The sequence below is a fragment of the Bradyrhizobium jicamae genome (assembly GCF_018130695.1).
Classification (GTDB): domain Bacteria; phylum Pseudomonadota; class Alphaproteobacteria; order Rhizobiales; family Xanthobacteraceae; genus Bradyrhizobium; species Bradyrhizobium jicamae_B.
Genome location: NZ_JAFCJX010000011.1, coordinates 1 through 19,445 on the forward strand (window position 1 = coordinate 1; position 19,445 = coordinate 19,445).

Annotated in this window: 18 protein-coding genes; 7 read left to right on the forward strand and 11 right to left on the reverse strand. The window is 65.3% G+C overall.

Annotation, left to right across the window (positions count from 1 at the left end; translation table 11 throughout):
• Positions 1 to 415: 415 nt before the first annotated feature.
• Positions 416 to 1,000: a tetratricopeptide repeat protein gene (locus tag JQ604_RS17195; RefSeq protein ID WP_212358669.1), complete on the forward strand. Its 585-nt coding sequence runs from the start codon at positions 416 to 418 to the stop codon at positions 998 to 1,000.
• A 117-nt stretch (positions 1,001 to 1,117) separates the two neighbouring features.
• Here JQ604_RS17195 and JQ604_RS17200 read toward each other — a convergent pair whose 3' ends face one another.
• On the reverse strand, positions 1,118 to 1,336 hold the full coding sequence (locus JQ604_RS17200) for a dodecin (protein ID WP_212358671.1): 219 nt from the start codon (positions 1,334 to 1,336) through the stop codon (positions 1,118 to 1,120).
• A gap of 388 nt (positions 1,337 to 1,724) precedes the next feature.
• Between JQ604_RS17200 and JQ604_RS17205 the strand changes: the two genes are divergently transcribed.
• On the forward strand, positions 1,725 to 2,066 hold the full coding sequence (locus JQ604_RS17205) for a hypothetical protein (RefSeq protein WP_212358673.1): 342 nt from the start codon (positions 1,725 to 1,727) through the stop codon (positions 2,064 to 2,066).
• Here the strand turns inward: JQ604_RS17205 and JQ604_RS17210 are convergent.
• Positions 2,063 to 2,350, reverse strand: coding sequence for a hypothetical protein (locus tag JQ604_RS17210; protein ID WP_212358675.1), 288 nt, complete (start codon positions 2,348 to 2,350; stop codon positions 2,063 to 2,065). The two genes, JQ604_RS17205 and JQ604_RS17210, sit on opposite strands and share 4 nt — an antisense overlap.
• Here JQ604_RS17210 and JQ604_RS17215 point away from each other — a divergent pair.
• Both JQ604_RS17215 and JQ604_RS17220 read left to right on the forward strand, forming a co-directional pair.
• A complete protein-coding gene (locus JQ604_RS17215) occupies positions 2,349 to 4,706 on the forward strand; it encodes an Orn/Lys/Arg decarboxylase N-terminal domain-containing protein (protein WP_212358677.1) in 2,358 nt (785 codons plus the stop codon). The two genes, JQ604_RS17210 and JQ604_RS17215, sit on opposite strands and share 2 nt — an antisense overlap.
• The gene (locus JQ604_RS17220) at positions 4,703 to 5,278 is read left to right on the forward strand and encodes an N-acetyltransferase family protein (RefSeq protein ID WP_433996253.1); all 576 of its coding nucleotides are present in this window, start codon (positions 4,703 to 4,705) and stop codon (positions 5,276 to 5,278) included. The genes JQ604_RS17215 and JQ604_RS17220 overlap by 4 nt, the downstream gene beginning before the upstream one ends.
• Before the next feature lie 7 nt (positions 5,279 to 5,285).
• Here JQ604_RS17220 and JQ604_RS17225 read toward each other — a convergent pair whose 3' ends face one another.
• The 5 genes from JQ604_RS17225 to mntR form a co-directional block, all read right to left on the reverse strand.
• The gene (locus tag JQ604_RS17225; RefSeq protein ID WP_212358679.1) at positions 5,286 to 6,026 is read right to left on the reverse strand and encodes a hypothetical protein; all 741 of its coding nucleotides are present in this window, start codon (positions 6,024 to 6,026) and stop codon (positions 5,286 to 5,288) included.
• 76 nt (positions 6,027 to 6,102) lie between these two features.
• Entirely contained in the window at positions 6,103 to 8,361 is a 2,259-nt protein-coding gene (locus JQ604_RS17230) for a xanthine dehydrogenase family protein molybdopterin-binding subunit (RefSeq protein ID WP_212358681.1), read from the reverse strand.
• 2 nt (positions 8,362 to 8,363) lie between these two features.
• Positions 8,364 to 8,840: a (2Fe-2S)-binding protein gene (locus JQ604_RS17235; protein ID WP_212358683.1), complete on the reverse strand. Its 477-nt coding sequence runs from the start codon at positions 8,838 to 8,840 to the stop codon at positions 8,364 to 8,366.
• A 4-nt stretch (positions 8,841 to 8,844) separates the two neighbouring features.
• Positions 8,845 to 9,714 carry an FAD binding domain-containing protein gene (locus JQ604_RS17240; protein ID WP_212358685.1) on the reverse strand — a complete coding sequence of 290 codons (870 nt, stop codon included), beginning with the start codon at positions 9,712 to 9,714 and terminating at the stop codon, positions 8,845 to 8,847.
• 267 nt (positions 9,715 to 9,981) lie between these two features.
• Positions 9,982 to 10,458 carry a manganese-binding transcriptional regulator MntR gene (gene mntR, locus JQ604_RS17245; RefSeq protein WP_212358687.1) on the reverse strand — a complete coding sequence of 159 codons (477 nt, stop codon included), beginning with the start codon at positions 10,456 to 10,458 and terminating at the stop codon, positions 9,982 to 9,984.
• 501 nt (positions 10,459 to 10,959) lie between these two features.
• Here mntR and JQ604_RS17250 point away from each other — a divergent pair.
• Entirely contained in the window at positions 10,960 to 13,863 is a 2,904-nt protein-coding gene (locus JQ604_RS17250) for a TonB-dependent receptor domain-containing protein (RefSeq protein ID WP_212358689.1), read from the forward strand.
• Positions 13,864 to 13,920: 57 nt separating this feature from the next.
• Here the strand turns inward: JQ604_RS17250 and JQ604_RS17255 are convergent, their stop codons facing one another.
• The 4 genes from JQ604_RS17255 to JQ604_RS17270 form a co-directional block, all read right to left on the reverse strand.
• Complete coding sequence (locus JQ604_RS17255) at positions 13,921 to 14,673, reverse strand: energy transducer TonB (protein WP_212358690.1); 753 nt, start codon at positions 14,671 to 14,673, stop codon at positions 13,921 to 13,923.
• Positions 14,670 to 15,095 (reverse strand): TonB system transport protein ExbD, encoded by a 426-nt coding sequence (gene exbD, locus JQ604_RS17260; protein ID WP_212358693.1) that lies wholly within the window; start codon positions 15,093 to 15,095, stop codon positions 14,670 to 14,672. The genes JQ604_RS17255 and exbD overlap by 4 nt, the downstream gene beginning before the upstream one ends.
• A gap of 4 nt (positions 15,096 to 15,099) precedes the next feature.
• The gene (exbB, locus tag JQ604_RS17265) at positions 15,100 to 15,849 is read right to left on the reverse strand and encodes a tonB-system energizer ExbB (RefSeq protein WP_249158315.1); all 750 of its coding nucleotides are present in this window, start codon (positions 15,847 to 15,849) and stop codon (positions 15,100 to 15,102) included.
• 181 nt (positions 15,850 to 16,030) lie between these two features.
• Positions 16,031 to 16,192: a hypothetical protein gene (locus JQ604_RS17270; protein ID WP_212358696.1), complete on the reverse strand. Its 162-nt coding sequence runs from the start codon at positions 16,190 to 16,192 to the stop codon at positions 16,031 to 16,033.
• A 234-nt stretch (positions 16,193 to 16,426) separates the two neighbouring features.
• On the opposite strand from JQ604_RS17270, the gene JQ604_RS41560 reads away from it, so the two are divergent.
• Entirely contained in the window at positions 16,427 to 16,924 is a 498-nt protein-coding gene (locus JQ604_RS41560; protein ID WP_249158316.1) for a hypothetical protein, read from the forward strand.
• Between the two features lie 603 nt (positions 16,925 to 17,527).
• The gene (gene aspT / locus JQ604_RS17280; RefSeq protein ID WP_212358704.1) at positions 17,528 to 19,222 is read left to right on the forward strand and encodes an aspartate-alanine antiporter; all 1,695 of its coding nucleotides are present in this window, start codon (positions 17,528 to 17,530) and stop codon (positions 19,220 to 19,222) included.
• Positions 19,223 to 19,445: the final 223 nt, after the last annotated feature.

Consider the following 19,445-nt stretch of genomic DNA (forward strand, 5'->3'; position numbering starts at 1 on the left):
TTTGTGCCACCATCATCCGCGATCGGCTTTGGACCTTTCGCGTGCTTGCCACCTGCATCGGGGCGGCAGGCCCACACGACTTCACCGTCCGCCTTGCGCACACACGCCTGTTGCACGCCCAGCGGCCACCGCATCGTCACCCACGTTCGTGGCGTTCGCGAGCGCCCCTCGTGTCGGGTGAGACGGGCATATTGTTAGCATAATCGGAAGTTCGTGTAAATCACATTATTTTTGCCCGCACCCCTTGACAGCTTTTTCTGATTTGCCCGTCGTGTCGATCTTGCCACAGTCCGTGGCTTGGACGGACTTCATTACACGTCCTCGTGAATGCGGACCGGTGGCAGGGAATGCCGGACCTCGGGCGGAGTTATAGCCGTCGGAAGGCTTCCTCCCCTCACCGCATGCAGGAGTGCACATGATCAAGCCCGCAATCAGGATTGCGACTTTGGCGATATCTGCGTTCGCGCTCGTCGCGACGCCATCAACCATGACGGCCTATGCGGCCGGAGGCGGCGGTGGCGGTGGCGGCGATCCGGCGGCGGACACCTATCCGCAAACACCGCCCAAATCCGACAAGAAGAGCTCGAAGAGCAAGAAATCCAGCAAGCAATCCGGCTTCGAGGACCCCGCGTTCCGCGAGGGCTACCGCACCGCCTACGCCACGATCTACGAGCGCAACGATTACGCCGACGCGATCGCGCAGCTGAAGGCGCTCGGCCATGACGACCATCCAAACGTCGCCAATCTGATCGGCTACTCCTACCGCAAGCTCGGCGACTACAAGACATCGCAAGTCTGGTACGAGCGCGCGCTGAAAGCCGATCCCAACCACGTGCTGACCTGGCAGTATTACGGCCTCTGGCAGCTCGAACAGGGCAACCGCGAGCAGGCGCAATATCACCTCAGCCGGATCGCCGCGATCTGCGGCACCGATTGCGCGGAGTATCGCTCGCTGGCGGAGGCGCTGGAGAAACCGCCGGGCACGGGGCTGGTGTATTGAACGACGTTTCGTAGGGTGGGCAAAGGCGCACTTGCGCCGTGCCCACCGTTCACGACGTGCTCACGAGGGTGGGCACGCTATCGCTTTGCCCACCCTACAGTCCATCTCACCGTCGCCCTACTCCAGCGTGAAGCCGACGCGCAGCGTCACCTGGTAATGCTTGACCTTGCCGTCCTCGATATGGCCGCGGGTCTGCACCACCTCGAACCATTTCATCTCACGGATCGTCTTCGAGGCGCGGCTGACGGCATTCTCGATCGCCGCTTCGACGCTCTTCTCTGACGATCCGACCAGTTCCAGAATCTTGTAGACGTGGTCGGCTGCTGCTGCAGGCATGTCGGTCTCCCTGGCTGTCACAAAACTCCGGAGCGATCCTCCGCCGTCGGCGCTTCACTTCGCTCGCCCAAATCGCTCGCCCAAATAGCTCGCCCAAGGCAAGCGGCGGCACACCGCTTCGTTCCGCCGATTCTAGATCATGATGCGATCAAGCGGAATCGCATCCAGGATGCTGCGCCGCGAAGAAATCGGTTCAATGCCGGCCAGCAGGCCCGGATCATTCGGACAAACCGATTCGGTTTGGTGGATCACATTCCTGCGACGGCCTGCCGCAGGCCTGGCCTGCGGAAATTTTCTGGGCCCCCTCGAACCAAGATCGGGCACGCGCAGTCCAACCCTGCGAGCGGGCCATTCCGGTCCCGCCGAAAACCAAGGACTGGAACAACCCATGTCGTTCACATCAAGACTTGCATTGTTCACGGCGGCGGCGACCACGACGCTGGCGACCACCGCAACGCTGACCGTCATCGTCGCTTCGACGGCGCTGACCTCGACCGCGGCGAATGCGTTCACGGTGTATGACCCGCTCTGCAACTCGTCCTCGAAGCGCTCCTGCAGCATGGTGCAGTATCAGCAGGAGACCGGCCGTCGCACGTCCGTCATCCGCGTCGGTGACGGCGACATCTCGCCTCCCTACATCAAGCAGACCGACCCGCGCTACAACCAGGGCATGCTGACTGCCGGTGGTGGCGGTGGCGGCGGCGGTGGTGGCGGCGGTGGCGGTCGCTAATCCGCGCTGACATCGATCGGACTGACATCAATCAGCAGGCGCCGTCGGACAAAGGTCCGGCGGCGTTTTGCTGTTTGCAAAGATTTTCGTTGGTAGGATGGGTGGAGCGCAGCGATAGCCATCATCTCATCATGCGGCACGAAGGTGATGGATATCGCTTCCGCCTTCGCTCTTCGAGCTACGGCGGACAAGTCGCTCCGCCCATCCTGCATTCGATCGCCCATTGTCATCTGCCTGTCATGAAATGTGCCGACACGTTGCCGGCACAGTTCGAGGACACGCATGGACTATTTCAAACGCTTCAACTTCCTGTTCGCCGCCCCCGTGTTCGAGGCCGACGACCTCGAAGGCATCCGCTTCAACCAGATCATCACCGAAATCGAGCGCTCCGGCTTCGAGGTGGTGCGGGCCCGCAAGCTGGAGGACGCCGAGATTGCGGTGCAGACCGATGCGGCAATCGGCTGCATGGTGGTTGACTGGGGCAAGAAGGGGCTGGAAGGCAAGACCGCCTCGCTGATCAATCTGATGCGGCGGCGCGGGCTGGATTTCCCGATCGTCCTGTTGATCCGCCGCAAGCGGTTCGAGGATTTGCCGGTCGAGGTGCTCGATTTCATCGACGGCTATGTGTTCCTCTCCGAGGAGACGCCGCCCTTCATTGCCAAGAATCTGATCAGCCGCCTCAAGCAATATGCGGAGACGCTGAAGACGCCGTTCTTCGGCGCGCTGGTCGACTATGCCGAGGAAGGCAACCAGCTGTGGACCTGCCCCGGCCACAATGGCGGCGTGTTCTACAGCCGCAGTCCGATCGGGCGGGTGTTCGTCGAGCATCTCGGCGAAGCGGTGTTCCGCGACGACCTCGACAATTCCGTGCTCGATCTCGGCGACCTCCTCACCCATGAGGGGCCGGCGCTGCGGGCGCAGAAGGAAGCGGCGAAGATCTTCGGCGCGGAGAAGACCTATTTCGTGCTCAACGGCACCTCGACCTCCAACAAGGTCGCGCTGGGATCGCTGGTCACCGACGGCGATCTCGTGCTGTTCGACCGCAACAACCACAAGGCCGCCCATCACGGCGCGCTGCTGATCGGCGGCGGCATTCCGGTCTATGTGCCGACCGTGCGCAACGCCTGGGGCCTGATCGGGCCGATGCGCTGGGACCTGCTCGATGAAGGCCAGCTTCGCGACCGCATCCGCAAGCATCCGCTGGTGAAGGACGAAAACGCCTGGAAGAAGCCGCGCCCGTTCCGCGTCGCCGTGGTCGAGCAGTGCACCTATGACGGCACAATCCATTCCGCCGAGATGATCCTGAAGCAGATCGGCCATCTCTGCGACTACATCCTGTTCGACGAGGCCTGGGCCGGCTTCATGAAGTTCCACCCGATCTATGCGGGGCGCTTCGCGATGGGGCTTGCCGATCTCGGCCCCGAGGCGCCCGGCATCATCGCGACGCAATCGACCCACAAGCAGCTCGCGAGCTTCTCGCAGGCCTCGCAGATCCACATCCGCGACCGCCACATCAGGGGCCAGAAGCGCCGGGTCGAGCACCGCCGCTTCAACGAAAGCTTCATGCAGCACGCCTCGACCTCGCCGTTCTATCCGCTGTTCGCCTCGCTCGACGTCGGCGCGCAAATGATGAAGGGCCGTTCCGGCGAGGTGCTGTGGGACGACACGATCCGGCTCGGCATCGAGCTGCGCAAGAAGATCCGCGCCGTGAAGCGCGAGTTCGAGGAGAACGAGGCGCGCGCCGAGCGGCGCTGGTTCTTCGAGCCGTTCGTGCCTGATCGTGTGATGATCCCGGATGTCGCGCGCGAGAACGGCGTGCATGATGTGGCCTGGGAGACGATCTCGACCGATCAGCTCGCGACCAATCCGGCCTACTGGCAGCTCAAGCCGGGTGAGAGCTGGCACGGCTTTGCCGACGTGACCGCCGGCTTTGCCATGACCGATCCGAACAAGCTGACCCTGCTGACACCGGGCTTCGATCACCGGACCGGCGCCTATGCCGATCACGGCATCCCCGCCCCCGTGGTCGCGCAATATCTGCGCGAGAACCAGATCGTCGCCGAGAAGAACGACCTCAATTCGCTGCTGTTCCTGCTCACCCCCGGCGTCGAGGCCAGCAAGGCCGGCACGCTGGTGAGCGGCCTCGTTGCGTTCAAGAAGCTGCATGACGACAATGCGCTGGTCGAGGACGTGATCCCGGAATTCTTCCGCCGGCGGCCGAACCGCTATGCGGGCGTGCGCCTGCGCGATCTCTGCGGCGACATGCACCGCTTCTTCCGCGACGCCAATGTCAGCGCGCTGCAGGCCAAGCAGTTCCTGCCGGAGCATCTGCCCGAGATCGCGATGTCGCCGCGCGAGGCGTCGCGCTACCTGGTGCGCAACGACGTCGACTATCTCCCGATCGACGAGATCGTTGGCCGCGTCGCGGCGACGCCGTTCGTGGTCTATCCGCCGGGCATCGCGACCATCGTGCCCGGCGAGCGGCTGTCGGAACAGACCCGGCCGATGATCGACTATTTGCGGATGTTCGAGGCGAGCTTCAACGCCTTCCCCGGCTTCGAGGTCGAGATCCAGGGCGTCTACAAGGAGACCGATGCGTCCGGCCGCGTTCGCTTCTACACCTATGTGGTGGCGGAATGAGCGACGGGATCATGCCGCCCGAACGCCGGATCACGGTGCGCGCCTCGCGCGATTCCGACGTCGATGCGATGCTTTCGATCTACCGCCGCCATATCCGTCACGGCGTCGAAGACAGCGTCGACGACACCGGTACGCCGGAGCCCGACGATCTGCGCGACCGCCGCAAGAATTTGCGCAACACGCGGCTGCCGCATCTGGTGGCGGTCGAGCATGGCGAGGTCGTCGGCTACGCCTATGTCGTGCTGTTCCGCAAGCGGCCGGCCTATCGCTACACCGTGAAGCACTCGATCTATGTGCATCACCAGTATGTCGGCCAGGGCGTCGGGCGGATCCTGCTGCAGGAGCTGATCGACACCTGCGCCGCCGCCGGCTTCCGCCAGATGATCGGTTATATCGACGGCGACAATGCCGCCTCGCTGGCGCTGCACGACCGCTTCGGCTTTGCGCGCGTCGGGCGCCTGCCCGGCGTCGCCTATCGCCACGGCCGCTGGTCCGACAGCGTGATGGTGCAGCGCTCGCTCGCGGCAGGTGCGACGGAGCCACCGCCGCCTGCGCCGCTGTCGCGGCGATGAGGACGCGCTACCGCCTGATCTCCGCCGCCGCACGCACCAGCGGCCGGTCCGAGAGCTGCAGCGGGCCGGAGAACGGCGTGCTCATGTCGAGCATCAGGTAGATCGCGCCCGAGATCAGCGCGGCCGCGGCGACATAGGTTGAGATCACCACCGCGTTGCGCGGCGCGCGGAAGCCCAGCGTTGCGAACATCAGCGTCAGCCAGCCGACCAGGATGCAGATCAGCGGCGACGGAAACCAGCCCTCGGACTGCTCGACGAAGGTCCAGCGCTGCTGCACCGCCTGCCGGTAGAGCGAGCGGGCATCGTTCCACAGCGCGACCTTCTGCTCGTCGTCGAAGCGCAGCTCGCGCAGGCTGTTGCCGACCTCGTCGAGCAGATGCTCGGAGACCTCGCTGGCGCGCGAGATCGGCACATCCTTGAGCACCTGCTCGACATAGGCGAGCAGCCGCTTGCGCGGCTCCTCGGCGCTCGGGCCGAGCGGCCGCATGCTGCGGTCGAGCAGGATCAGGTCGGTGGCGAAGACGTGCATGTTGCGGTCGACCGCCACATAGGTGTTGGCGGCGTTGTTCATCATCAGGCCCAGCAGCAGCGAGGGCATGGTGACGAACAGGGTGGCGACCAGCCGCACCGAGGTGTTGGTGTCGTCGCCGCGGTGATGCTCGCCGAGCCGGGCATGGATCGCCATGGTCACGAGCATCGCACCGGTGAGCAGCACGAAAATCAGGAGTGCGATGAGGATTGCGACCACGGCCTTAGCTGGTACCTGCGAGAGAATCAGATCGCAGGATAGCAAGTGGGGCGGATTCGTCATCCGCCCCGAGCGATCACTCCGCCGCCTGTCGGGTCGGCGCGTCGAGCACCTCGGACACTTTCGGCGGCGACATCGGCAAATGATAGAAACGTTTGCCGAGCGCGTTGTAGACGGCGTTCGAGACCGCCGCCATGACAGGCACCAGCGGCACCTCGCCGACGCCCTTGACGCCCTGCGGATGCTTGGGGTTCGGCACCTCGACCAGCACGCAGTCGAGCATCGGAAGATCCGAGCAGACCGGCATGCGATAGTCGAGGAAGCCGGGATTATCGACCTTGCCGTCGCGGTTGTAGATGTACTCCTCGTTCAGCGCCCAGCCGATGCCCTGCGCGACGCCGCCCTGCAGCTGGCCCTCGACATAGCTCGGATGCACGGCGCGGCCGACATCCTGCACCGCCGTGTAGCGGATCACCCTGACGATGCCGAGCTCGACGTCCACCTCGACGTCGCAGATATGGGTGCCGAAGCCGCCTTCGGCGCCCTGGGTGTTGAGCTGCACGCTGGCGCCGATCGGGCCGCCCTGCGACGGCGCCTTGTCGGCGAGATCCGCGAGGGTCAACGGCTCGAACTGGCCGGCATTGGGGCTTGCCGGATGCGCGGCGCCGTTCTCCCACTTCACGGCTTCCGGATCGATCTCCCAGATCTTGGCCGCGCGCTCACGGAGCGTGTTGATCACCTTGTCGGTCGCCTGCGTCACCACCATCGAGGAGGCGAACAGCACGCGGCTGCCGCCGGTGAGATTGGAGAAGCCGACCGTCTGGGTATCGCCGATGATCACGGAGATGCGCTTGTAGTCGATGCCGAGCAGCTCGGCGCAGATGTTGGCGATCCCCGCGCGGGAGCCGCCGATATCGGGATGGCCCGTGGTGACGACGACGTTGCCGTCCTCGGTGATGTTGACCTGCGCGGAAGATTCGCCGCCCGCGTTGAACCAGAAACCGGACGCGACGCCCCTGCCCTGCAGCTTGCCGAGCGGCGCCGCATAATGCGGATGGTTTTTCGCCGCCTCCAGCGTCTCGATGTAACCGATGCGCGGGAACACCGGGCCATGCGCCGCTTTCGTCCCCTCCTTCGCCGCGTTCTTCAGGCGCAGCTCCAGTGGGTCCATCTTCAGCTTCTCGGCGAGCTCGTCGAGTACGCATTCGACCGCATAGGCGCCGATCGGTGCACCCGGCGCGCGATAGGCCGCGACCTTGGAGCGGTTGGAGCAGACGTCAAAGCCCTCCGACAGCACGTTCGGGATATCATAGGGCGCAAAGCTGCAGCCGACCGCGCCGCGGATCGGCGAGCCCGGGAACGCACCGGCCTGCAGAAAGAACGCGCCATGCGCGGCGACGATGGTGCCGTCCTTCCTGGCGCCGATCTTCACAATGCTCTTCGAGCCCGATGTGGGACCGGTCGCCCGCATCACCTCCTCGCGGGTCATCACCATCTTGACCGGACGGCCCGACTTCTTGGCCAGCATGGTGGCGAGCGGTTCGAGATAGACGATGGTCTTGCCGCCGAAGCCGCCGCCGATCTCGGCGGGGATCGCGCGGATGTCGCTCTGCGGGATGCCCGTCAGCATCGACGTCATGGCGCGGACCATGAACTGGCCCTGGCTCGACGACCAGATCGTGGTCTTGCCGTCGGCCGCCACCGAGATGAGGCAGGCATGCGGCTCGATATAGCCCTGGTGCACCGGGCGCGTCGTGAAGGTGTGCTCGACGATGATTTCGGCCTCGGCAAAGCCTTTTGCGATATCACCCTTCTTCACCTCGAGCTTGCCGAGGAGATTCGACGGCTTGCCATCGACCTTGTTGAATTCGTGCAGGATCGGCGCGCCGGGCTTGAGCGCATCGTTGATCTCGATCACCCAGGGCAGCACCTCGTAGTCGACCTCGATCAGCTTGCAGGCCTCCGCCGCGATCGCCTCCGTGGTCGCGGCCACCGCTGCGACGGGATGGCCGGGGAACAGCGCCTTCTCGCGCGCCATCACGTTGCGGCACATCCAGCGCATGTCCTGGATGCCGAGCATCACCGCGCCCTTCTCGATCGTGAAATCCACGATGTCGCGCGCGGTGACCACAGCCTTCACGCCCGGCAGCGCCTCGGCCTTCGCGGTGTTGATCGACCTGATCCGCGCATGCGGATGCGGGCTGCGCAGCACCTTGCCCCAGATCATGCCGGGCATGTTGGTGTCAGCGGCAAACGCCGCGCGTCCGGTGACCTTGTCGACGCCATCGGGACGGATGGTGCGCTGGCCGATCCATTTGTTGTTGACGACGTTCATGCTTAAGCTCCCCGCATTTCGGCCGCGGTCTCCATCACCGCGCGGACAATCTTGTCGTAACCGGTGCACCGGCAAAGATTGCCGGCGAGCCAGAAGCGGACTTCCTCTTCGGTCGGGTTCGCGTTCTTCTTCAGGAGCGCCTCCGAGGCGACCAGCATGCCCGAGGTGCAGATGCCGCACTGGAGCGCGGCGTGCTCCAGGAATTTCTGCTGCAGCGGATGAAGCTTGTCGCCGTGGGCCATGCCCTCGATGGTCCTGATCTCATGCCCCTCGGCTTCCGCCGCCAGCATCAGGCAGGAGCAGACGAGGCGATCGTCGAGCGTGATCGAGCAGGCGCCGCAATCGCCGGACGAGCAGCCCTCCTTCGAGCCGGTCAGGCCGAGCTGGCCGCGCAGCGCGTCGAGCATGGTGTCATAGGGCTCGCAGAGGAATTCCACGGGCTCGCCGTTGACGGACGTCGTGACGTGAAGTTTCGCCATGGTGTTATTGTCCTCCGGCGCGCTGGGCGGCGATGGCAACGGTGCGCTTGAGCAGCACGCCTGCGGTCTTGATGCGGTAAGCGATGGTGCCGCGCTTGTCGTCGATCGGACGGCATGCGGCGCGGCAGGCGGCAGCTGCCGCTTCCAGCGCGGCATCATCGAGCCTGGAGCCGATCAGCGCCTTCGCGGCGAGCTCGACCAGCAGCGCAGTCGGCGCCACCGCGCCGAGGCCGACGCGGGCGGCGGTGCAGACGCCGTCCTTCAAGGTGAGGCTGACGCCGAGGCCGACAACGGCGATGTCCATCTCGGTGCGCGGGATCATGCGCAGGTACGCGTCGCTCGACCCAGCGGGGCGCGGCGGCAGCGTGAAGCTGACGAGAATCTCGCCCGGCTTGAGGTTGGTGCGACCGGGCCCGGCCGGCACCTCCTCCACTTTCATCTCACGGCGGCCGTTCGGGCCCTGCAGGGTGACGACGGCGCCGGATGCGATCAGTGCCGGCACGCTGTCGCCGGCGGGCGAGCCGTTGCAGAGATTGCCGCCGGCCGAGGCGCGGCCCTGCACCTGCTTGGAGCCGATCAGGTTCACGGCCTCGAGCACGCCGGGCCAGACCTTGCCGAATTTGGCATGCTCGGCGAGCGCCATGCCGGAGACGGCAGCGCCCACGCGGAAGCCGCCATCGGCGGTCTCCGTAATTTCGGTCATCTCGCCGATCTTCTTGATGTCGACGATCAATCCCGGCCGCACCAGGCCGGATCGCATTTGCACCAACAAATCGGTGCCGCCTGCCATAATGCGGGCGGCACTTCCGGCGGCAGCGAATGCGCCAATCGCTTCATCAAGCGTGCGCGGTGCCACGTATCGGAGGTCGGTCATGGCTGCTTGAACTCTCCCTCGTCTGCTTGTTCCCTTGTCGTGGCCTTATGGTTGGCCAGCAGGATCAAGAGCCTACACGCCGGGGCGGTTCCGGAACAGCCTCCCGGTTGCGGTGGAAAGCGGCAGGCTCCTATGCAGGAAGTGGGCTTGTGCGGCGCTGGAAGCGGAACACGCTTCGGGCGCTATCATGGACGTTTCACATCATGAGAGGTTTTGGCGGATGGGGTCGAGGCAGCGGCGACACATCTCGGCAACGCAGCCGAACCGTCAGCTGGCCTTCTTGACCCGCGATCCCCTAAGAAACTCCGAAAACGCCTTGAGCGTCGCTTCCGACACGTGGTGCTCGATGCCTTCGGCATCTGCTTCGGCAGCTTCATGCGGCACGCCGAGTGCAAGCAGCACCTCGAGCACGAGACGGTGGCGCGCTCGTACCCGCCTTGCGAGGACATCCCCCTTCTCCGTAAGGAAGATGCCACGGTAAGGACGGGCCGTAGCCAATCCCTCGCGCTTCAGCCGTGCGATCGTATTGATGGCTGTTGGATGCGACACACCGAGCCGTCTCGCAATATCGGTGGCGCGGGCCTCGCCCGTCGATTCGATCAAATCGGCGATCAACTCGACATAGTCCTCCAGGATCGCCGTCGATCGCGCCGAGCGTGCTTTGCCGAAACGTCGGGCCTGCGCCTGTTCCGTCGGCAGAGCGTGCAGCGATTGTTTGCGAACAGGTGAAGCCTTCCGGCTCATTGGAGAATCCGTGTCTTTCCGCGCCGAACCATGGGCTCCGCGGCAGGACATTGCAAGCTGACGGTTTGTCCTGTCGCCTTCTTGCAACAGCTTCGCAATTGCAACAGCCCCGCCTTGACATCGTAGCTGACGCTCTTCAATTGTAGCCAAAGCTACATGTTAGTGCTCTTGCTAACGCGCTTGCGGGCGCGCCTTTGGGGGTTGGGAATGCGTGTTTGCGTCGCTCGTTCGGTTCTGTTGGGCACGACGTCGGTCGCCTTGATCTGGTTGCAGGGACTAGCGGCGGCCCAGCAGGCTCCGTCTCCGTCGACCGACAGCCCGGCCCAGACCCAGCCGGCCGCGGCACCGGACGCACCGCCTGCTTCCGGCACCTCCACGCCAGTCCCGGCGGCGTCCGGTGTCCCGTCACCCCCGGCCCCGCCTCCCTCCACCGCATCACAACCGTCGCCGTCGACATCGCCCGCACAGGCTGCCGGTCCGGCAGAGGTCGACATTCCTCAGGTGACGGTCGAAGGACGGCAGCCCAAGGCGACACGCCGCACCGGCCGCGATGAGCCGGCCCGACGGACGGCATCTCGCCCAACGCCCGCGCCGGCCGCGACCACTCCGCCCGCGGTCGCATCCGACACGCAGCCCTTCGCGCCATCGGCGCTGACCAGCGGCCAGATCCAGTCGAGCACCAGTCCGAGCTTCGGAAATCTGTTCTTCACCGCCCCCGGAGCGACGTCGGCAGGCCTGTCGACCCAATCCTCGCGCCCGGTGCTGCGCGGGCTGTCCGACGCCAAGGTCAGGATCCAGGAAAACGGCATCGGCAGCGTCGACGTCTCCGACATTGCGCAGGATCACGGCGTGCCGCTCGATCCGCTGGCGCTGCAGAAGACGGAGGTGTTTCGCGGACCGGGCGCGCTTCGCTTCGGCTCGCAGGCCGTCGGCGGCATCGTCGACGTCACCAACAACCGGATTCCGACCGCCGCACCAGTCGGCGGCATGGCGGCGGAGCTGCGCTCGGCCGTCACCTCGGGCGACAGCGGCTGGGAAAGCGGACTGCTGCTGGATGCCGGCTCAGGCAACGCCGCCGTGCACGCCGACGTCTACGGCCGCGGCGCCCAGGACTATCGCATCCCGAGCTACCCCTATCTGGTCCCGCCCAGTCCGGCACCGGCCTTCAACGGGCGGCAGCCGAACTCGGCCATGCAGAGCGCCGGTGCGGCGATCGGCGGCTCCTATCTGTTCGACGGCGGATATGCCGGCCTGTCGATCTCCCGCTTCACCAGCGACTACCACGTCCCCGGCATCGCATCGGCCGACAGCCAGCAGCACAATGATCTCGAGCAGACCAAGATCATGAGCAAGGGTGAGTATCGTCCCGATGCCGCGGCGATCGCCGCGGTCCGCTACTGGCTCGGCTATTCCGATTACCGACATGACGAGATCGACGTCAACCAGACCGCTTTCGGCACCTTCCAGACCATCGGCGCGACGTTCAAGAACCGCCAGACCGAGGGCAAGGTCGAAGTGGAGAGCCAGCCGGTGGCGACGCCACTCGGCGCACTGACCAGCATCATCGGTGTGCAGGGCGCATACCAACGGCTCGACACGCTTGGTCAGGCGATCCTGCTTCCGGCGCAGACCACGACCGCTGCGGGGTATTTCTTCGAGGAGATGCGGCACACCGACACGCTGCGAACGCAATTCGCCGCGCGCATCGAATCCGTCGACGTCGCCGGTACCTCGTTCGGATTTCCGAGCAGCTACCTGCCGCCGCCGGGCGCGCCCACGAGCACGCCGTCCCGCTCGGACTTCCTGCCGACGAGCGTCAGCTTCGGGGTCATCAAGGATCTTCCGTCATATCTGCAGGCCAGCCTGACGCTGCAGCGGATCCAGCGCGCGCCGCGCGCGCTCGAACTGTTCGCGAGCGGCCCCGACGATTCGGAGAAGACCTTCAAGATCGGCAATCCCGACCTGACGCTCGAGACCGCCAACACCGCGGAGATCGGCCTGAAGCGCACGCGCGGCGACGTCAGATTCGACGCCAATCTGTATTACACCCGCTACGACAAGTTCATCTTCGGCCAGTCGACGGGCAATTTCTGCGGAGCGACCTTTGCGACCTGCGTGGCCGGCGGCACCGGCGACTACATCCAGGTCGCCTACTCCCAGCGCGACGCGATCTTCCGCGGCGGCGAATTGTCGTGGCAATGGGACGCCCTCCCGCTCTCGGGCGGCATCTTCGGGCTCGAGGGCCAGTTCGACATGGTACGCGCCACCTTCACCGACGGCAGCAACGTGCCGCGCATCCCGCCGATGCGGCTCGGCGGCGGCGTCTACTGGCGCAGCGACGCTTGGTACGCGCGGCTGAACCTGCTGCACGCCTTCAAGCAGAACGACTATGCGCAATTCGACACGCCGACCGACGGCTACAATCTGCTCAAGCTCCAGATCGAGCATCGGCAGAGATGGAAGGATTCGCCCTGGGGCGCCGTGGACGTGGCAACCGGCCTGATCGGCGACAACCTTCTCAACGCCGACATCCGCAACTCCGTGCAGTTCCACAAGGACGAGATCCTGCAGCCGGGCCGCACGGTCAAGCTGTTCCTCAACGTCAAATACGGCGCCGATGCGCCCGAGGCAACGCGGATCGGCGCTGCGCGCACGCAGGACGTTCCCTCGATCTTCCGTCAGACGCCGTCCGCAACAGGCTGGACCTGGGGCGGCTTCTATGCCGGCGGCAACGCAGGGTTCGCGTGGGGCGCCGCAAAGACCTATGCCGGCTTCATCGACAATGCGAGCCAGACACCGCTTTATGGCGAACAGCCGAGCGCCGGGCTCGACCACGCGGGCCTGGGCGTGCAGGCCGGCTACAACTGGACGATGGGCCGGATGCTGGCGGGCATCGAAGGCGATTTCGTCTATGGCAACCAGCGCGGCCACTCGTCCACCACCTGCCCCACCGCTGCCTGCAATGCGGCGCTGCTTCCGCTCAATGCCCCGATGACGGCCGACATGAACTACCGGCTCGACTGGATGGCCTCGCTTCGCGGCCGGGTCGGCGTTGCCGTCACCCCCATGACGCTCGCCTATCTCACGGCGGGCGTCCCCTTCGGCACCGTGAGTTCGTCAGGAACGGTATCGGGTTTCACGACGACGGGCGCGGCCACCACGATGCCCTACAGCGTCGATACGTTCCGCTTCGGCTGGGCCGTCGGCGCGGGACTGGAAAGCCGGCTGTTCGCCAACTGGACCGGACGGATCGAGTACCTCCACTCCGACCTCGGCACATTCCGCGCCACGCCGAACCTGGCGGCCGGCGTGGCAACCGCCTTCGATTCCGATGCGCAGGTGCGCACCGACGCCATCCGGCTCGGCCTGAACTACAAGTTCGGTGCCGACATCGCAAAGAACTGATGCGCGATCAATTCGGGATGAGGCGTTGTCACGTTTTCGACGCGGCCGACGAACACCCTACTTGACGGTGAAACGGATCGGCAGCCGGACCACGACGACGGGCCCGGCAAACGTATCGGGCGGCGCGGGAAATGGCTGGGCGCGCTTCAACAGGGCGATGGCTTCGCCATCCAGCGCATCGGAGCCGGAGCTCTGGATCACGCGCGGATCGCCGACGATGCCGTTGCGGTCCAGCGTGAAGCGAACCTGGGTGATGCCCTGCTCGCGCCGCGAGCGCGCCGCGTCCGGATAGCGCTTGTTGCGCTCGACCAGCGCCAGGATCTGCGACCGCCAGGTCGCAACGGCCTGCGAATTCTTTTGATCCGGTTGTCCCTGCATCGGCGCGGCCGCCACCGGCGCGATGCGTTCCGATATCGCCGGCGGCGCCGACGTCGTGGCCGCGGCCTGCTGCTCCGGCGCTGCATCAGGCTGCGCCCTGGTTTGCGCATCGACCACGGCCTCGGGATTGGCGGTCTGCGGAAGCTCCGGCGCATCGTCGGGCTGCGCGACCTCCGGCTTCGCCGCGGGACGCGCCTCCGACATCACCTGCTCCGGCCCGGGAGGGATGTCGGTCGGCGTCGCCGATGGCGCGGCGGGCATCGGCGCAAGGTCGACCACCACGGCTCCGGATGGTTCGGCAGGATCGAAATCGTCAGGCCGGGGCCACGTCACGGCTGTCGCCGCAAGGGCGCCGTACATGGTCAGGACGGCGAGACTGCTGAGGGTCCAACGCTTGAGATCGGAGGCATCTTCCGCAGCGAGACGCATCATGGCTCGGTCGTCTGCTCCAGCCCAACCAGCGCCACCTTGAGATAGCCCGCGGTTCGCAGCCCGTTCATGACCTTCATGATCTCCCCATAGGGCACGAGCTGGTCGCCGCGAAGGAAGATGCGTGTGTCCTTCTGACCGTTGGTCGCGGCATCGAGCGCGCCGGCCAGTGCAGCCCGGCTCACCGCCGCATCGCCGACCGACAGCGAGAGATCGGGCTTGACCGTGAGATACACCGGCTTGTCGGGCCGCGGATGCGGCTGCGCATTCGACGCCGGCAGATCGACGGCGATGTCGACCGTCGCGAGCGGCGCCGCAACCATGAAGATGATGAGAAGCACGAGGATGACGTCGATGAACGGCGTCACGTTGATGTCGTTGACCTCGGCAAGATCGCCGCCGGCCTGGTTGAGATTGATCGCCATTGGTTCATTCCGCTGCGGCGAGCCGCGGTTTTCCGGCGATCATGCCGCCATCGAGATCCCGCCCCACCAGTCGCGCGATCTCCGACGACCCCTCGCCGAGCAAGGCGCGAAACGATCCGATCTGGCGTGCGAAGAGGTTGTAGATCACCACGGCCGGAATCGCGGCGACGAGCCCGAGCGCAGTCGCCAGCAGCGCTTCCGCGATGCCGGGCGCGACCACGGCGAGATTGGTGGTCTGGGATTTCGAGATGCCGATGAAGCTGTTCATGATGCCCCAGACCGTGCCGAACAGGCCGACGAAGGGGCCGGTTGCGCCGATGGTCGCGAGCACGCCGGTCCCGAACGCCATACGCCGGCCGGCGGCAGCTTCGATCTGCTGCAGGCGAGACACGATCCGCGCCTTGATACCGTCGCAGTCCATCCGATCGGTGCTGAGATCGAGCTCGGCAACGGCGCCGTCGAGCAACCGGGCCACCGGCCCGTCGCGGACGGCGCGCACGGCCTGGTCCATGTTGCGCGCAGCCGCAAGCGCGCGCAGCGCCCGCCCCACGCTGCGGCGCGCGCCGATCAGCTCGATCGTCTTGGACAGACAGACGATGCAGGTGACGAGGGTCGCGAACGCAAGCCCGATCATGACGGCCTTCACGATCATATCGGCCTGCATGAACATGCCCCAGGGGCTGAGATCGCGCGGCAGCGTGGCGGCCGCAACCGGCGCACCGTCAGACCCCTGCTGGGCGAGCGCGGAACTCATCGTGCCGATCAAGCCAGGCACGGCGCCCGCGGAAACACGGCCGGCGACACGAGCCGCCCGGCCGGCCCAACGGAGGTGACGGCGCGGAAATGTACAAAATTGCATCGACTCCAGCCTTTCAGCAGCTTTCGGGATTGCCAACGCTTTATTATGTAGCATTGCCTACGTCTTGCTGCAAACGCTAATACCCGCCGGGAACGGCTGCAATCTCGCGGCGCTTCAGCGTGACCCGGGCAGCGTCGAGACCGTCTGATTGATGGTCGGCACGCCGACGCCACTCGCCGCCAGGTGCAGCTGGCAGCAGCGCGATCGTATTCGCGACGCTGTTCACGCTCGTCGGCATGCCGATCTCGGCGATCAGGGAATCGCGTTTGACAACGGGCCCTGGCGATATCGTCCCGGCATCTGGTTGCGCGACGTCCTGCATCGCGGCGGGCACACGCCACATGCCAACGGCACGACATGCGCCACACCATCGTCGGCCGAGAACAAACGTCGATTGGCTTGATCTGGATCAAGCCGCGCTCACTTCGGTCATGAGGTGTTGCGGCGTTGGCGTCCTTGAAAGGAGAGAGCAATGAAACAGGTAAGCAAGTCTGCCATTGCAATTGCGACCTTCGCGTGCGCTACACTCGTCTCCTTCGGCTGGTCTGGACAAGGCGGGGTCTCGATGTCGGTCGATAGTGCCGAGGCCCGCGTCGGTCGTCCCCTGACACCCGTCAGCGCTGCCGGCGTTGCGCGTCGGCAAACGCGCCGTGCGGCGTATGGATATGGGGTTGGCGGGGCTGTCGCTGGTGCCGCCGCCGTCGGCACCGCCGCCGCCGTCGGCACGGCCGCCGCCGTCGCGACCTCACCCTATTATGGAGGATGGGGCAGCAACAACTGGAGCAACGCTTACGCGGCCCAGACCGATCCTTATTTTGGGCAACCCCTCTATCCACACCGGGCCTATTTAGGACGTAGCCCCTATTACGGTTATGCCGGATGGGAGGATTACTCGACGCGCAACGGCCTCAAATGCACGCCCGGCGGCGTCATCAAGCTCGACGACGGTCACACCTATACGTGCCAGTAGCAGTTCGACCTCATCATGGCAGGAGCGGCCGTCCTGCCGCCTCTTCGACAGGGGCCAACTGGCAACCTCGCTCGCTGGCACACTTGAGGCGCCAGCAGCATTCTCGATTGCAGCCGCGGCGCCAACCCACAACGCATGGCGTCGAAGGCTGACGCCACGAGATAGCTTTCGACGACACACGCAGGAGGCCTCCCATGATCAAATGGATTGCTGCGGCAGGTTTCGCCTTGACGCTCGCAACATCGGCGCACGCCTTCACGCCCGCGCTGATTGCGGCGCCGGATGACATGGTCACGCCAGTCGCCGTCGGCTGCGGACCCGGCAGAACCCGGGTCGACGGGGTCTGCGTTGCAAGAACCACGATCCGCCAGACTCGCCGAACAGCCCGCAGATGCCTGCGATGGAGCGGGACGACTTGCGCGCTGTACGAATAGGGTCTGCCGAAGGACGTCGATAGTCGCAGCCCGATAAAGCTGAACCGTCGTCGGCCGGCGCGGCATGGCTCATCGCCAAGGCGGGATGCTGCCACTCGCGATTTGTCGTCAAAGCCTCCCTTGTCGATGTCTGCACACGGGGAGCCGGCCGCTGGAGGGGGCTCGCGGAATGCTTGCCTGGCTTGAGCAATTTCTGGTTCGCTATCCCGAACTCACGCTGTTCCTTGTGATCGCCGCGGGCTACGGGATCGGCAACATCAAGATCGGCACCTTCAGCCTCGGCCCGGTCGCCGGCGCTCTCTTTGCAGGCCTGTTCATCGGCTGGCTCGCGCCCGTGCCTGTCGCAGGCATGACGAAATCCTTTCTGTTCCTGCTGTTCCTGTTCGGGATCGGCTACTCGGTCGGTCCGCAATTCATGCAAGCCCTGAAGCGCGACGGGCTGAAGCCCATGCTGCTGGCCGTCGTCGTGTGCATCACCGGTCTCGCTACCTCGATCGTCATGGCCAAGGTGCTGGGATTGGACGCAGGATTTGCGGCCGGGCTGATGTCGGGCGCCCTGAGCCAGAGTGCCGCCATTGGAACGGCGACGGACGCGGCAAACGGTTTGGCCCTGCCCGAAGCGGAGCGTGGATCGATCGTCGCCCACATCGCCGTGGCTCATGCGGTCTGCTACATTTTCGGCTATGCCGGCGTGATCATCTTCAGCACCATGATCGCGCCGGCGCTCCTCAGGATCGACCTCAGAACGGAAGCGCTCAGGCTGGAACAGAGTTTGGGCATGAGCCGCACGAGGCCCGGTCTGGCATCGGCCCTGCGGAAATTCGAATTGCGCGCCTATCGAGTGGCCGAAGATTCTCCGCTGTGCGGACTGACCGTGGCCGCCGCAGAGGCCCGCTTTCCCGAGCATCGGCTGTTCCTGCACAGGATTCGGCGCCGGGAGCGCATTCTCGAGGCGGATCCCGCCATGACGATCGCGGGAGGCGACGTCATTGCGCTCTCCGGGCCGCGCGAAGCGATCGTTGAACTGACGAGATCCCGTGCCAACGAGATCGACGACAAGGAGCTTCTCGACGTACCTCTCTTGGCCGCGGACGTCCTGCTGATGCGTGCAGAGCTTGCCGGCGCAAGTCTCGCGGTCATATCAGGAAAGGACTGGGCTCGCGGTGTCTACCTGCGATCGATCAGCCGCGGCGGTCAGGAGATCCCTGTGGCAGACGGGATCACCCTGCAGCGTGGAGATTTGCTTCGCATCATTGGTCCGGAGACGCTCGCGCAGAACGCGGCCGAAAGGATCGGAGCGGTCGTCGCTCCGGACGCGAGCATCGATTATTTCGTTCTGGGTCTCGCGATTTTCCTGGGTGGCGTCGTCGGCGTCCTCATGACCGTGTCCGTCGGACACGTCACGCTGTCGCTGAGTACGAGCGTAGGGACGCTGCTGGCGGGCCTTCTCGTCGGACATCTCCGAACCCATTTTCCGCTGTTCGGGCGGATCCCCGGGGGCGCCGTCGCCCTCATGACGTCGCTTGGCCTGTCCGCCTTCGTCGGACTCACCGGCATCGAGGCGGGCCCGGTCTTCCTCTCGGCTTTGAGAGAGGTCGGTGTCGCGCTGCTGTACGGCGGCGTGGTGGTGACCCTTCTGCCGCAGATCGTTGGTTTGCTCGTCGGCCATTTCGGCCTTCGGATGCATCCCATCCTCCTGCTCGGCGCCCTCGCCGGCGCTCAAACCGCAACGGCGTCGATGGCGGCAGTCCAGGAACGCTCAGGCAGTCCCGTCGCGGTGCTCGGCTACACTCCGGCCTATCCGGTTGCGAACATCCTGCTGACGACCTGGGGCGCGCTCATGATCCTGGTGTTTGCGGCCTGAGCGCTGTCGACCCGGTCGTACTTCGCCAAGTTTCAAGATTTGATATATGAGGCAATACGGCTCGACTGGACGATCGCCTCACCCAGTTCGATAAATCCAGCGAGGTCGTGAGGCGCCGGAGGTAAGCCGCCAGCGCCGCGTTCGTGACGATCGAAATCTCCGTCAAGCACCTCGGTGCCCAGACCATTACCCGCCACGCGAATGACGAAGAGATCGTTTGGCC